We start from the raw sequence: 14,755 nt of genomic DNA, 5'->3' as shown, positions 1-14,755 counted from the left end.
ATCCATGCCGAAACAAAATTTCACTAAAGATGACATCCGACGCTTTGCAGAAGAAGAAAACGTACGTTACTTACGTTTACAATTTACTGATATTTTAGGGACAATTAAAAATGTAGAAGTACCAGTGAGTCAATTAGAGAAAGTTTTAGATAATGAAATGATGTTTGACGGATCTTCAATCGAGGGGTTTGTTCGAATTGAAGAGTCAGATATGTATTTATATCCTGATTTAAACACTTGGGTGATTTTCCCATGGACAGCAGGACAAGGAAAAGTTGCACGTTTAATCTGTGATGTTTATACAACTGATCATCAACCATTTGCAGGGGATCCTCGTAACAATTTAAAACGTGTATTAAAAGAAATGGAAGAACTTGGATTTACAGATTTCAACTTAGGGCCTGAACCAGAATTTTTCTTATTCAAGTTAGATGAAAAAGGCGAACCAACAATGGAATTAAATGACCATGGGGGCTACTTTGACTTAGCACCAACAGACCTTGGTGAAAACTGTCGTCGTGATATCGTACTTGAATTAGAAGACATGGGCTTTGATATTGAAGCTTCACACCATGAAGTTGCACCAGGACAACATGAAATTGACTTTAAATATGCAGATGCAGTAACAGCTTGTGATAATATCCAAACATTTAAATTAGTTGTTAAAACAATTGCACGTAAACACAATTTACATGCGACATTCATGCCAAAACCATTATTTGGTGTGAACGGAAGCGGTATGCACTTTAACGTTTCTTTATTTAAAGGAAAAGAAAATGCTTTTTATGATGAAAGCAGAGATATGCAATTAACTGAAGATGCTTGTCACTTTATTGCTGGTGTTTTGAAAAACGCACGTGGATTTACTGCAGTGTGTAACCCATTAGTTAACTCTTATAAACGTTTAGTACCGGGTTACGAAGCGCCAAGTTACATTGCATGGAGTGGTAAAAACCGTTCACCATTAATTCGTGTCCCAAGCTCTCGTGGATTATCTACACGTATTGAAATTCGATCAGTAGATCCTTCCGCAAACCCATATATGGCATTAGCAACAATTTTACAAGCTGGCTTAGACGGTATTAAAAACAAATTAACAGTTCCAGAGCCTGTAAATCAAAATATTTATGAAATGAATCGTGAAGAGCGCGAAGCTGTTGGTATCGAAGACTTACCTTCAACATTATACACAGCATTAAAAGCAATGCGTGAAAACCCAATTGTAAAAGACGCATTAGGAGATCATATTTATAATCAATTTATTAACTCTAAATCTATTGAATGGGACTACTACCGCACACAAGTGTCTGAATGGGAAGTCGAGCAATATATGAAGCAGTATTAATAGAAGAAACCCTTGAAGCTATTGGCTTTGAGGGTTTTTGTTTTAAAACTATTTTGAGACCAGTGTGCTAAAAATAGCGTTTTGGTCTCAAAATGGTCTCAAAATAGTTGCTAAAAAATATTCGAATCCTTAATAAAGTTTTCAAAGTTCTCTTTTGCCTTATGATTCATCTTTTCAGTCACATGACTATAAACTTGCTCGGTAACTGCCATTGTTTTATGTCCGAGACGTTCTTGAATAACTTTCATCGGAACACCGCTTTCTAATAAAAGCGTAGCATGCGTATGTCTTAACTTGTGGATGCTTAGCTTGTTTTCTTTGCCTAGTAGCTCACCTGTCACATGCATCATAGTATTATGTGTTGTACTGCGTGGAAGCGGGTCGCCAAATGCATTACAGAATATAAAGTCATGAGTTTCATTATAAACATCTTCATTTACCATCCGATTTGCATTTTGAAGGTATTTCAGTTTAGTTAATTCTTTCGCTAAATCATCAGTAATATAAATAGTTCTATGTTCTTTATTTTTCGATGTATTCCATCTGTCATGCTTTTGATCATAAGACTTTGGTTTTATCTTTACTATTGTAATCAGACCATTGCAGCGCATTAGCTTCACCTACACGTATGCCAGTTTCAATCATTGTTCTAAACATATAGTATTGGTGTATGTCTCTTTTCTTAATCATTTCTAGAAATGGTTTGATTTGTTCTTTTGGTAAGTATTGCGCTTTTTGGGGCTCGCTTAAATCTTTGTGTTTAAGTTCAATACCTTCGCAAGGATTAAAGTGAATTAAGCGATCTATGGTAATCTTCCTTTTTATTGTGACTCAGCACGTCCGGAACACGTTGCAAAGTTCCAAGAGGAAGGTCTTAATGCGGTGTTTGCTGATAAACGTGTTATGCGTGGCGTTAAGTTAATTGCACATTATTTTAAAAATAATAAGCTATGGGTTTTATATGATATGTGTCCACGTTTTGCATCTGAAATTTATAACTATTCTTGGGACGATAAAAAAGATTTACCAATAAAAGAATATGATGATGTACTAGATGCATTAAGATATGCGGCATTTAACGCATATTGAAACATTTGAGAATAAGACTGTGGAAGAAGAATTAGAAGCAATTCAACAGTTTGCGATTTAGGTGATAAAAATGCGGTTTAAATCTGAAAGTAATTTAATATTTACATGTAAAGACGATGATGATTCGTTAGCCAAAAATGGTGAAAAATTATTTTGGATTAGAGTCTTGTTATTTTACAGATTAATCACGTTCACTGAAATCACTCTGTAATTCTTGTCGCATTAAGGGGCATTATGTAATTCATAGGAAATTAATCCACGTACACCAATGCCCGGCCATCAAGATATTCAATATGATAAACAAGATCCTAGTAATATATTATCTGCATGTGGCTATGGTCGTCATGACATCGCAATCATAGATAATCTTGTGATTAAATATATGCAAGATGATTCACCTATACCAAAAGTAGCTCCAAATGTTGCCAAATCCAAATCAGGTAAACCACCTAAAACTGTATGGCCATGGAAAGGTGAATTTACTGCATCTAAAAGTAACACAGACCCAATCGTTGTACGTCGCGCCTTTGGTATGGATAAGGAAGAAGTGGACAACGATTCATGGATTAAGCCTGACGAGTGGGTGCTATTTGATCAAGTTATTAAAGATGTAAAAAATAAAATGTGGTAGGTTCAATTTAAGTATCAAGCGGATGGTGCGAATAAGAAAGATAATTTATACATGCCTATAGGTAAAATAACTGATAAAGAAGGAAAATTGTTGAAAAAAAGCACTGTGGGGAAAATTATAGGTTAAGTAATATATTAGGGTTACCTTATATGGTGATACTTTTTGCGCTAATAAACTAGAATATAATTGGTAAGTGTATACATCACAAATTAAAAATTCCGAGGGTCATAATTTATCAAATAATTGGTATAAATAAATCACTATGATATGCTTCAATTGGGATGTTATTAAGGGATTGTTTAACTTCTGAATAAGGAGTTTTTGAAATGTACAAAAAAATATCATCATTATTAATTGTTTTTGGTTTATTGATTTCTTTTAACTACGGAATATTTGAAACTGATTCTGTTACTGCAGGTACTTCGAAGGACAGTGATGATGCTAAAGTGAAAGTTGTCAAAGTTAATGATGCTCAATTTAAAGTTGTTCCCAATAAATTCGCTGAAGGAAAAGTGAAAAATGGCAAGGCAACAATTTTAAATAAAAAAACAAAAAAATCTGAAGAATTGCCTTCGGAAGTAACGACAAAAGATAAAAGAAAAGCTTATGTTACTTATAAGGTCTTAGATGGTAATATTATTGGTAATGTTACATTAAAAGAAAGTGATGATATTGTAACTTATAAAACTAATTGGAAAAAATGTGCTTTAGGTACTGGTAGTGGACTTCTTGGTGGCACTGGAGGAGGTATTGCTAGTGGAGCTGGATATGGAGCTATTGGAGCAACTCCTGTTTCAGTTGGAGCTGGATCTGTTATTGGTGGAGTGATAGGTGGAGTATCTGGAGGAATGGGAGGAGCTGTAGCTAGTTGTTTCGATTAAAAAAAAATAATGTGATTTTAATAATGATTTTGGGAATTATTTTAGCTTGTATTACATTACCATTCGTTATCGGTATATTCTCATTGTTTTTTATATTTCCACCATTGTTTCTATTATTCTTAAATGTATTTGTTTCTGATAAAAAGAAAAGCAAATAGAGGCCTACAACAGGTCTCTATTTTGATGTTTATAGTGCGCCCGGCATGGGTAACATCTTGACGGTGAAAGTCCGTTACAGGCTTGGTAGTAGGAACTGTTAGCGAAAGACAAGGGTGTCCATTGTGAAGTGGAATCTGAAGGAAGTCGGACGTAAACACTCGCACTGACGACTGGATAATATGGGGATGATAATTGCAACGCTTCAATATAATGTTCTTCTTTATAATTCAACTTGGCGTTACTTATAGAGTGGCACGCTATCAGCTTCTTGTTATAATATACATGTAGTTCATGGTTGAACACTTGTAATTGCACGCGCTTTCCGGCATATTCAGATGGTACTGAATATTGATTTTCTTGAAACGTAATCATATTAGAAGCGTTAACTTTTACATGTTGTCCAATGATTCTATAGGAGTCTCTTACTTTTTCCGTTGGAAGGGGAGTAAGTGGCTCTTTTCTTTTTCTAATTCAATAATCGGTATTTTTCCCGTACCCTGGTGTAGCTGATAATTTAATCTTTGATTCAGTTTTGAGATATATTCATGAAGCTCAGACAAATTAAATTCGCCTTGATAGGCATGGATTTCATCAAGTAGTTTCATAGAAGCTTCAACCTTACCCTTTGTCATAGGTCTCCCTGCTATACATGGTCGGACTTTTGTTCCCATATCATGCGCGAATTGTTCGAATCGACGATTGATTTGACCTTTACTGAATCTCGTACAGGGCTGATCCATCACTTCTTTCATATTATCTGTGAGTAGTTCTTTAGGAACCCCACCAATCGAAACACCTAGAACTTGGCACATCTTTACGACACGAAATTCATGTCGGTGTTCATAGATAAACTTATATATTACTTCTGGTCTTTGGCAAAGATGTGCATAGCCTTTTTTAAGATTTTATTTTCTTCCTCTAAGTCTCTTAATCGCTTTTCTAAATCTGCTTCTACTTGTGTATTTGACGTACGTTTACCGCTACCAAAAAAACCTTTTTCACCGTCTTTACGGTATATACTCAGCCATCTTGTTAAGGTTTGAATAGGAATATCTAAATCTCTCGAAACTTCTGAGGCACGTCTCCCTGATTCTACTCATTGAATTGCTTCCATTTTAAAGCTATGATCGAATTTTCTTCTCGCCATCACTGGCACTCCTATAAATTGATTTCTTTTATTATACATTAAATTCCTATCAATTTACTGTGTCCGTTTTTTAGTCTAGCATCAAAGTGATTAATGCGCGTTTCCATTCATATAGTGCATTAGACATTAAAATGAATTAAAAAAATATTAATATCATATTGTCAGTATAATGTAAACGCTTTATAATAATGAGCAGGTCTACAAAAGTTATTGTATAAAACCATTGTTTCATTATAATTGGTAGCGATTAATCATTGTTTTTAATTTAATTTATATAAGCGTGGATAATGTTTAATTATGATTGATAGGTGTGTTATCGAGTCTAATACGCAGTTTATTAACGTTATGATTTCGCACAATAATAATGCAAGCTATACCAAAGCTTTGTAGATTTTATTTTCAAATTTAGTAAAGGGGATTATTATGACGAATATTTTCGCACATAGAGGATTGTCGAGTAAAGCACCTGAAAATACTTTTGCAGCATTTGATTTAGCTCGTAAAGTTGAAGGGGTGAAGTGGCTTGAACTCGATGTCGCTATCACCAAGGATGAAGTTTTAATTATATTTCATGATGATGACTTAGATCGAACAACGAATACATATGGAGAAGTGAGTGAAACGCGTTATGAAGCAATTCAGAATGCATCAGCTGGGGCTTGGTTTCATCCAGAGTTTGCAGATGAACGTATTTTGACATTTGAGCAGCTTATAGCGTTTGCAAATCGTTATAAAATGAATCTTAATATCGAGCTTAAAGGTGTTACGGGTCCAAATGGAACCTATTTAAGTGAACGCATGTTGCAATTAATGAAGACACAAATTGAGAAATTAGATGACTCAGTAGAAGTATTAATTTCTAGTTTTAACTTTAGTTTGCTCAAATTAGCAGAACAATATATACCACAATATAAGCGTGCGGTTTTATTTGAAAAATGTGCGTTTTATAATGATTGGCGTACAGTAGTAGATTATTGTGGTTCATCTATTGTCCATTTAGAAGATATTAACTTAACACGAGAACTCGTTTCAGAAATTAAAAATTCTGGTTATACATTGAGCGTATGGACAGTGAATGATAAAGATCGTGCAAATACACTGATCAATTGGGGTGTAGACGGCATATTTACAGATTATGCTGATGATCTCATTCATTTGCAACAACAATAGATTTTACAACAAAGCGGAAGGGGTACGTCATATGAAACGTATTATGGACAAATTGAACTTTAAAGATAGACAGACGCTTATTGGATTTTTAACTGTTGTGACAGCAGGGCAGTTGATTTACTCAAGTTTCGAAGCCTTCAAAGGGACATTTTATAATTTATTACTCGATGTCTTACAAGTAAGTAATGCAGAGCTAGGAGCGATATTTGGGCTCATTGGTATTTCTATATTCTTTTACATTCCTGCGGGTTGGATTAATAACCGTTTTTCGGTGAAATCTATTTTAATTGTAGGATTGGTAATTCGCTTTATAACTATTTCAGTGATCATTTTCTTCAGTCCAACTTTTCAAATGTTAAAAGTAATTGCGATTATTTGGGGTATTGTGGACTCATTCTTTTGGCCAGCTGTACTTAACGGTGTTATGTTATTCACGAACCAAAGTAATCGAGGTATGGGTTTTGGATTATTAGAATCAATCCGACGTGCCGAAGAAATGATCATGAATTTAATTATTGTAGGAATCATGTCATTAATCAGTGGGATTGTTGTATTTAAAGGGGGCATGCTTGCATATAATTTATTGATTATTCCTTTAATTCTATTAATTATCAAATATGTGCCAAAAAATGGTATTGCTGCAATCGATGAAGAAAAAACAGAAGAGATGCATCTTAATAAATCAGCTGAAGCACTTAAAGGTTTATTCTATGTGCTATTACAGCCTAAAGTATGGTTGGCATCATTGAGTGCGATGTCGATTTATTGGGGCTATATCATTTTAATATATAGCGTGCCGTATTTACAAAAAACTTATGAACTTTCAACAACACAAACTGCGCTTTTCGGAATCTTTAATACAGGACTTATGGGCGTCATTATGGGTGTGTCTGCGGGTTTGATTTCAGACTATGTATTTAAGTCATCTTCGAAAATGATTTTCTCAGCGCTTATTTTATCATCACTCGTTTTACTAGGTGTTGTATTTATCGAAGGAAATCTCTTTATCAGTATGGCGCTTTTAATCGTATTTTCAGTGTCAACGTTTTTAGCTAAAAGTGTAATACTAGCGCCTATTGCTGAGTTTGATATTCCTAAAAAATATGCTGGTTCAGCAATGAGTGTAGGTTCGTTCGCAGCATATGCGCCTATTTTCTGGGTTTACACGATGAATGGTAAGCTCCTTGATGCGCATCAAGATAATGTTGTTACAGCATATCGTATGATATTTGAAATTGGCATTATCGTCTCATTTTTAGGCAGTTTATGTACTTTACTGTTACTCTTTTTAAACCGCAAATCTCGTGCATAGATTTTGATGATGACAGAAGAGAAACGGCGTGAATTTAAAATAATAGATTGAAAATAAAAGCAGTTGTGTTAGATATTAAATCTTTCACAACTGCTTTTAATGTATAATCCAATGAACTAAAGTTAGTTATCTTATGAGTACTAATAATTTTATCTCACTTTTTGGTAAGCTAAATATTAGAATACTGAGTTAACGTTCACATGCAAAATTATCGTTATCTCTGTCTAATTTTGGTTGGTATGCAGGATGTCCTTGTGGAACGCCGTTTGGATAAACCGAACGTAACTGTGTACAATTGGCAAATGATTGAGTGCTTTGAGCTGGTTCTGTATGTGATTGTTGAGGTGCAGGTTGTGCTGTGTTGTCATTTTGAGCAGGTGCTGTTGTTGCAGCAGGTTGTTCATGACTTTCTTCCTCGAAAGCAGAAGTCAAACTCCATATGCCTAACTTTTCTTCTCTTGCTTTTTCTTGAGAAGCTTCTAACTCAGATAAATATCTTGTATTTGGCGGATAAACATAAGCGACTCTCGCTAAGCCTTCTTTGACTAAAATATCGTTTAACATTTTTCCATCAACATAAATATATGCCAAATATCTATGGTACTTATCTTGTTTTTGACCTACATCAAATTCTACTTCAATTTTTTTGGCATTTCTAAGTAGTTCAGCTGTCCGATCAGAAGCTTCTTGACCAAATGGCTGTTTGCCTAAACGAGGGTGCTTCGTTTCAGGTGTATCAATAAGTAGGAATCTAAATGTTTCAGTTTTATTGTTGTAAACGAATTTCGCGGTATCACCATCTACCGCTGCACTTAACTTAACTGGTATGCGGTCCGTAGTTCCTGGTTCGTATGATTCCTTATCTTCTTTTTCTTTTTTTGCTTCATTTTTTTCATCTTTATGTTTAGAAGTTTGTTTTTTGTGTTCTTCCTTATTCGTATGCTCTTGAGTTGTTTCTTGCTTTGTTGAATGAGAATCTTGTGGTTGTTTATTATTTGGAAAATTAATCATAAACATGATTAAGACCACGACTGTAACAATAATTTTAATCCACTTACCCCAAGGCTGATATTTCCACATTAAAAATAGACCTACTGGAAAAACAAAAATAAGCATTAAAATTGTAAACCATTGCGTTTGATACCACTTCCGTTGTTTCATCTGCTTGACTCCTTCTACTATAATCTTATCCTAGTATCTAAATTTTGAATTCATGCTGGGTTAAACCTTCTTATGATGTGTCATTAAAAAGGAGTAAACGTCACTTTAATCCATCTATCAATCGGTTTAAGGTTAGAAAATACGCAAAAGATGATAAATGGTGTGCGATGTCATACAGTTACAAAGCAAATTTTATAAATATGAACTGGAATCATCGCGAATTGTTATTTTTAGAGACTAATGAACAGCACAATTATAGCATTAAAATCAATAGTGATAAATATAATTAAAGGTTTAAATATAAATATGTCGAAAACATTTATGTAATTTAAAAGATTTTGTTCAAATTAGGAATAAATGAGTGGAATTTTAAGCTGTTTTAGTATAAAGATGTGCATATAGATGTGTAAAATTTGTATAATGTTTCAATATAAAAATAAACCTAAATTGAGAATTTGATTCAACAGCCTACAAAGAATGACATAATATCAAGTGTACAAAAGCTGTTTAAGTCATTACGTAGTTACAAAACTGTTATGTATTAGAAAATTAAATTTGTAAATAAAGTTAATTTAAAGTTATAATAAATTGGAGTGAGTCGTTAATTTGTATAAATAGGATAACAATATGAAGAAAAAATCAAATACATTAACAATCATTAATATCGTAGTGAATATACTATCGACATGACTTATTTTACGTTCACTCCTGAAAAGGAAGCCGTAAATATAAAAAGGGAAATACGAGTAATCTTAATTCGATTTCATCGTATTTCCTTTAATGCAAAAGGTGAGCAAAAAGAATCAAATACCACGATCATGTATGTGGTATCATGACTTTATACTGTTTATTTTGCTTTATCGCCAGAAAAAAGTGAACAAAGCAATGATTGTCGTTAAAATCGTACCAATCACTGTTAAAGTAACGGCGATTCGGTTAATAATTTTGTCCCGATCTTTTATTCTTTCACCTCTAAGAATTTCTTTCTCTATTTGAAAAATGAGTTTCATTTTATCTTCTAAGTGCATCGGTAAGGCATGTAATTGTCTTTCTAAATCATCAAATCTATGATTAATTCTTTTTTCTAATTGTTCTAATTCATTTTTGTTTAACTCTCCCATTTTTTCTCTCCTAGTTGAAATAATTCTTAATGATACGAAGCGTAAAATGAATTGCTATTACGAACGAAATGTCAAAAGGTCAATTAAGAATAAGAATCTATCAAAAACAAAGCTCAACTTTTAGTTTATTTTAGAAACAAAAATATGAGGTAAACAAGTTTTAGAGTGTAAAATTATCCACTTGTTTATAAGCCGTAATATACCAAAAAATACATCCATTATCAAATCTTTATTAAATATCAAAAACAGTATTTATTTTCTTGATTTGATATATCATTACTTAGCAATTTAATCACTACAATCAGCTGTAATAGAGTTCTTTAATTCAATAGTGACATCTTAACTATAATTTCATAATCATTTCGTTATTTTTAGAATATCTGCTAACCACTTATATAAAAATATTTGTAAATTTAGTGAAGTCATTGTATATAATTTTAACTTTAAATATAAAAATGATAAGATGTATTTACGATATTTTAGAGGTTGATTAAATTTTGCGTTACATTTATTTATTATCTTGTCACTAAAAAATCTAATGGGTTAAATAAACAAAAAAGAGAAACTCACATTGAACGTAAAGGTTCAAATTTGGAATTTCTCTATGACAACAAAGGCTACTGATGCAATTGGGTTTTGCTATAACCGTTGTAAAAATTGTAACAATATATACATAGAAAAGATTAGTAAAATAATTCCCATAATAAAAAATAGGCGGTTATATTTTTCTAAATGCTTAATTTTATTAATATCAATCATAAATTGAAAGTCAATTTGGTTATTAAGGGATATGGTAATAAATAAAATTAATAACGCATTGGAGGCAAAAAACTGAACATAAACAAGACTATGAGCATGGGTCAATGACACCTCTATTATTCGATAAAGAAACACTTTTTCAACAAGTATTTCTAGACCACTATTTCATTAATAAAAGAATTTTATATTACAATTGTAATATAGAATGATTTGTGACAGATAATGATTTGCTATCAAGGGTATAAAATTAAAACGTACTATTAAAAGTATTGTACAATTTCAAAAAAACCACTGCACAGACTGGCTGTGAGTGGAGAATATTTTGACGATCGAGTTGTATCATCTGTGCGTAAAAAAGTATAGTCTTTTTTATGCTTTATAAAAGTTTTATACATAGGTACGTCCAGTTATAGTTTAAGTGAACTTTTTGTGGATAATCATTGTATTTACTGCCGATTCTTTTGATCAGCATCATGATTTTGATCTTTAGGCATTAAAATTTGTGTGATAAAACCGCCGAGCATGCCGAGGAAGACACCGATGAATGCACCAGCAAATAGTGGCAGGTTGAATTTATGTTGTAAAAAGAAGCCAATCAAAATGGCTATAATGATAACCACTAAAGATAGATAATTATTTTTAAATGTTTTCATGTTTTTTCACTCCTAATGTCAACATTATAGCATTTGTAGATAAAAAGTCACAATTAGGGCAAGAAAACTTATGGAAAATTATATATAAATATAATAATATAAAAGTATTAATTTATAAACAATAAGGAGGAAATGATGAAGAAATTTACATCTGGTTTATTAATTGTTGTAGTAGCAATCTTTGTCTTAACATTACAATATGTAAATGGACAAGGACCGTTTAAAACGACGGAAGGCAGTACAAAAGGCGACTCATATATCGTTACACGTGTCATCGATGGTGATACTATTATAGTTAATAAAGATGGAAAGGAAGAACGCGTGCGTATGATTGGTGTTGATACACCTGAAACGGTTAAACCTAATACGCCAGTTCAACCTTATGGTAAAGAAGCATCTGATTTTACGAAGAAACATCTTACAGGTAAACGTGTCACTTTAGAATATGATCGCGCACCGAAAGATAGATACGGACGTACACTTGCTTATGTTTGGGTAGGCGACAAAATGTTTAATGTCAGACTTGCAAAAGAAGGATTAGCACGAGCAAAATTCTATTCACCAAACTATAAATATCGCCCTCAAATCGAACAAGCACAAAAAGAAGCACAAAAGAAAAAGCTCAACATTTGGAGTGAAGCATAATTGGATAAATTGCTCGCGCGAGGGCATTTTTTAAATCACAAGACGAGCAGAAAACTTTAATTTAGCATGTGCAAATTGACAAACAAGCTGAGTTATCTACAGATTGGATTTATACTGTGATAACTTCAGCTTTTTGTTTTATAAACACTTGTACATTTAACTGTTATTAATAAAAATGAAAAATCTGACTTAAAAAGTCAGAAAAATCAGAAAGTGTTATTGACAAAATCAACACCCACATTATAATTAAAATAACTCAATTGTAATGGAGGGATGTATATGGTAGCTATAATAGGAATTACCGCTAATATTTTACGTGATAAAGATGGTATGTTTCCTGGGTACGAACGTTGCTATATCAACCAAGATTATGTTTATTCTGTTACTAAGCATGCAGGTGTGCCAGTTGTACTTCCTATACATTCAGATAAAAATGCAATCGAAAAACAGGTCGAACAATTAGATGGTCTTATTTTGAGTGGTGGTTATGATGTCAGTCCTCATTTGTATGGAGAAGATCCGAGAAACTTAATAGGAGAAACGTTATTAAAGCGTGATTTATTTGAATATACGGTATTAGAACTAGCAAAAAAACGTGGCATTCCCATTTTAGGTATTTGTAGAGGGGCTCAACTGATTAATGTATACTATGGCGGTACATTGTACCAAGATGTTTCTTATCGTGAACAAGAAACTTTAAGACATTGGCAAGGTGTGAATCCAACTGAAAAAACACATCGTATCCAAATATTAGAACAATGTCATTTAGCTCGGGTGTTTGAAGAACGAGAGATTTTTGTGAATTCATTTCACCATCAATTAATTAAAGATATTGCACCGGACTTCAAAGGCACTGCTAGTTCAAGTGACGGTGTGATTGAATGTATCGAAGCTCAGAACTATCCTTATTTAGTGGGGGTGCAGTGGCATCCTGAAATGTTATGGCGAGAAGAAGCAATGGATAAGTTATTTATAGATTTTATTAAAAATGCGAAAGAAAGTGGTTAAAAATGAAGAAATTAGGATTTTGGTCAATCGTCTTATTAGCAATTAACTCAATTATCGGCTCAGGGATTTTCTTATCTCCAGGTGCAGTCATATCCATTGCTGGGTCATATACGCCTTATGTCTACATATTAGCAGCAATATTTGCTTCTATATTGGCAGTAACATTTGCCGCTGCTTCAAAATATGTAAACAAAAGTGGTGCGGCATATGCGTATGCAACAGCGGCTTTTGGAGATAATATCGGTTTCTATGTAGGTATTACGCGCTTCATAGCGGCATGTATCGCATGGGGAGTTATGTCTACAGCAGTTGTGAAAACAGTCATCACGATATTCGGAGGTGACAATACAAATACCACACTGATTACAATTGGTTTTTTAATATTAATGGTAACACTACTTTTAATTAATATTACAGGGAATAAACTATTTGAAATTATTAATAATTTATCAACGATTGGTAAATTACTCGCACTCGTTACAACAATTGTAGCTGGTATTGTTGTAATTGTAACAACGGGTGAAGTTCGATTTTCGGAGGTCACGCATATCGTTGATACTTCTAAAATCGATACCACAACTTTTGTTTTGGCGATCATTGCTGCATTTTATGCTTTTACAGGTTTCGAAAGTGTGGCGAGTGGATCTGAAGATATGAAAAATCCAGAGAAAAATTTGCCTCGTGCTATTCCATTAGCTATTCTTTCAATTGCCGCTGTCTATTTAGGGATTATTTTAGTTACTATGGCGTTGAATCCACAAGCTTTAATTGAAACAAAGCAAGTTGTTTCCTTAGTAGCTGTTTTTCACTCACCCATTATCCAAAATATCATTTTATATGGTGCACTTATATCCATGTTTGGAATTAACGTAGCTGCTTCATTTTCTACACCAAGAATCATTGAAGCCATTGCGAATCAACAACAAATTTCCCCATGGTTTAAAAAGCGTACAAAATATGATTTTCCGTTTAACGCCTTTATCGTTACTTTTTTAATTGCTATTATTATTCCTATGGCATTTCAATATAATATGACAAGTATTATTGTGTTAAGTTCAATCTCACGTTTTATTCAATTTTTAGTTGTTCCAATAGGGGTGATTGTATTTTATTACAATAAAAATAAAGGGACAGTATTAGAAAACGTTAAGAAAAATGTTTTTACAGATGTAATACTTCCTATCATTTCATTTTTATTTACAATCATATTATTAGTTAAATTCAATTGGAAAGGGCAGTTTTCAATCGTTGAAGGTCAGCATACCACTTTGAACTATTTTGCAATTACAGCTATGGTCATTGGTTATATTGTGTTACCTGCTGTTTTATTTATACTTAATAAAATGAGACATCAGCAAAGTGACATAAAAGAATAAAAAATCTTTTGAAATGATTTAAATCAATCACATAATATTTAAAAAACTTGTTCTCTCTAATCGTGAGGGAGCAAGTTTTTTTATAAAGTCAGAATGATATAGTCTAACTAAAAAAAGCATTATACTTACATTCGTATTTTGAATAAATTTTTATCTAATTAAGCTGCTTTAAATAGGTGACTTAATTAAGATCCAATAGAAATTTTTAAGAGTGCACATATCCAAAGTAATATCACTGATAGATAATAAAGTAAATAAAGCATTTTGATTAACTTGTAAATTCTATTTGTTTACTTAT

The 14,755-nt window shown here is 32.7% G+C and carries 13 protein-coding genes and 3 pseudogenes; 9 read left to right on the top strand and 7 right to left on the bottom strand.

Features of this window, described 5'->3' with window-relative positions:
- The first annotated feature begins 4 nt into the window (after window positions 1–4).
- Window positions 5–1,345, top strand: a complete 1,341-nt coding sequence (glnA, locus tag MUA40_RS07250; protein ID WP_016424966.1) for a type I glutamate--ammonia ligase — start codon at window positions 5–7, stop codon at window positions 1,343–1,345.
- Between the two features lie 110 nt (window positions 1,346–1,455).
- Here the strand turns inward: glnA and MUA40_RS07245 are convergent, their stop codons facing one another.
- Both MUA40_RS07245 and MUA40_RS07240 read right to left on the bottom strand, forming a co-directional pair.
- The gene (locus MUA40_RS07245; RefSeq protein WP_016424967.1) at window positions 1,456–1,956 is read right to left on the bottom strand and encodes a tyrosine-type recombinase/integrase; all 501 of its coding nucleotides are present in this window, start codon (window positions 1,954–1,956) and stop codon (window positions 1,456–1,458) included.
- Window positions 1,904–2,035, bottom strand: coding sequence for a site-specific integrase (locus tag MUA40_RS07240; RefSeq protein ID WP_231371808.1), 132 nt, complete (start codon window positions 2,033–2,035; stop codon window positions 1,904–1,906). The genes MUA40_RS07245 and MUA40_RS07240 overlap by 53 nt, the downstream gene beginning before the upstream one ends.
- Window positions 2,036–2,146: 111 nt before the next feature.
- Between MUA40_RS07240 and MUA40_RS07235 the strand changes: the two genes are divergently transcribed.
- The 3 genes and pseudogenes from MUA40_RS07235 to MUA40_RS07225 all read left to right on the top strand — a co-directional run bounded on the left by MUA40_RS07235 (window position 2,147) and on the right by MUA40_RS07225 (window position 3,946).
- Complete coding sequence (locus tag MUA40_RS07235) at window positions 2,147–2,434, top strand: phage terminase large subunit family protein (protein ID WP_167512913.1); 288 nt, start codon at window positions 2,147–2,149, stop codon at window positions 2,432–2,434.
- Window positions 2,435–2,702: 268 nt separating this feature from the next.
- A pseudogene (locus tag MUA40_RS07230) lies at window positions 2,703–3,191 on the top strand (hypothetical protein).
- Window positions 3,192–3,391: 200 nt separating this feature from the next.
- A complete protein-coding gene (locus MUA40_RS07225; protein WP_016424970.1) occupies window positions 3,392–3,946 on the top strand; it encodes a hypothetical protein in 555 nt (184 codons plus the stop codon).
- A 330-nt stretch (window positions 3,947–4,276) separates the two neighbouring features.
- Here MUA40_RS07225 and MUA40_RS07220 read toward each other — a convergent pair.
- Both MUA40_RS07220 and MUA40_RS12125 read right to left on the bottom strand, forming a co-directional pair.
- A pseudogene (locus tag MUA40_RS07220) lies at window positions 4,277–4,890 on the bottom strand (Mu transposase domain-containing protein); the annotation flags it as partial.
- Between the two features lie 74 nt (window positions 4,891–4,964).
- A pseudogene (locus MUA40_RS12125) lies at window positions 4,965–5,186 on the bottom strand (transposase); the annotation flags it as partial.
- 489 nt (window positions 5,187–5,675) lie between these two features.
- Here MUA40_RS12125 and MUA40_RS07215 point away from each other — a divergent pair.
- Together MUA40_RS07215 and MUA40_RS07210 are read left to right on the top strand one after the other, a co-directional pair.
- A complete protein-coding gene (locus MUA40_RS07215) occupies window positions 5,676–6,422 on the top strand; it encodes a glycerophosphodiester phosphodiesterase family protein (protein WP_126496102.1) in 747 nt (248 codons plus the stop codon).
- 31 nt (window positions 6,423–6,453) lie between these two features.
- Entirely contained in the window at window positions 6,454–7,734 is a 1,281-nt protein-coding gene (locus tag MUA40_RS07210; protein ID WP_016424973.1) for an MFS transporter, read from the top strand.
- 189 nt (window positions 7,735–7,923) lie between these two features.
- On the opposite strand, the gene MUA40_RS07205 is transcribed toward MUA40_RS07210, so the two are convergent.
- From MUA40_RS07205 to MUA40_RS07195, 3 genes are all read right to left on the bottom strand, one after another.
- A complete protein-coding gene (locus tag MUA40_RS07205) occupies window positions 7,924–8,895 on the bottom strand; it encodes a thermonuclease family protein (protein ID WP_016424974.1) in 972 nt (323 codons plus the stop codon).
- Window positions 8,896–9,752: 857 nt separating this feature from the next.
- A complete protein-coding gene (locus MUA40_RS07200; RefSeq protein ID WP_016424975.1) occupies window positions 9,753–10,016 on the bottom strand; it encodes a hypothetical protein in 264 nt (87 codons plus the stop codon).
- A 1,205-nt stretch (window positions 10,017–11,221) separates the two neighbouring features.
- Window positions 11,222–11,428: a hypothetical protein gene (locus MUA40_RS07195; RefSeq protein WP_126496103.1), complete on the bottom strand. Its 207-nt coding sequence runs from the start codon at window positions 11,426–11,428 to the stop codon at window positions 11,222–11,224.
- Between the two features lie 135 nt (window positions 11,429–11,563).
- On the opposite strand from MUA40_RS07195, the gene nucI reads away from it, so the two are divergent.
- The 3 genes from nucI to MUA40_RS07180 all read left to right on the top strand — a co-directional run bounded on the left by nucI (window position 11,564) and on the right by MUA40_RS07180 (window position 14,457).
- Entirely contained in the window at window positions 11,564–12,073 is a 510-nt protein-coding gene (gene nucI, locus MUA40_RS07190) for a thermonuclease NucI (RefSeq protein WP_016424977.1), read from the top strand.
- A gap of 279 nt (window positions 12,074–12,352) precedes the next feature.
- Window positions 12,353–13,081, top strand: a complete 729-nt coding sequence (locus tag MUA40_RS07185) for a gamma-glutamyl-gamma-aminobutyrate hydrolase family protein (RefSeq protein ID WP_262569323.1) — start codon at window positions 12,353–12,355, stop codon at window positions 13,079–13,081.
- Window positions 13,082–13,083: 2 nt separating this feature from the next.
- Window positions 13,084–14,457 (top strand): APC family permease, encoded by a 1,374-nt coding sequence (locus MUA40_RS07180; RefSeq protein WP_126496104.1) that lies wholly within the window; start codon window positions 13,084–13,086, stop codon window positions 14,455–14,457.
- Window positions 14,458–14,755 lie beyond the last annotated feature (298 nt).

The organism is Staphylococcus schleiferi, assembly GCF_025558325.1.
Lineage (GTDB): Bacteria > Bacillota > Bacilli > Staphylococcales > Staphylococcaceae > Staphylococcus > Staphylococcus schleiferi.
Note: the sequence above shows the minus strand (reverse complement) of the source record. Positions and strands in the feature narration are given on the sequence as shown.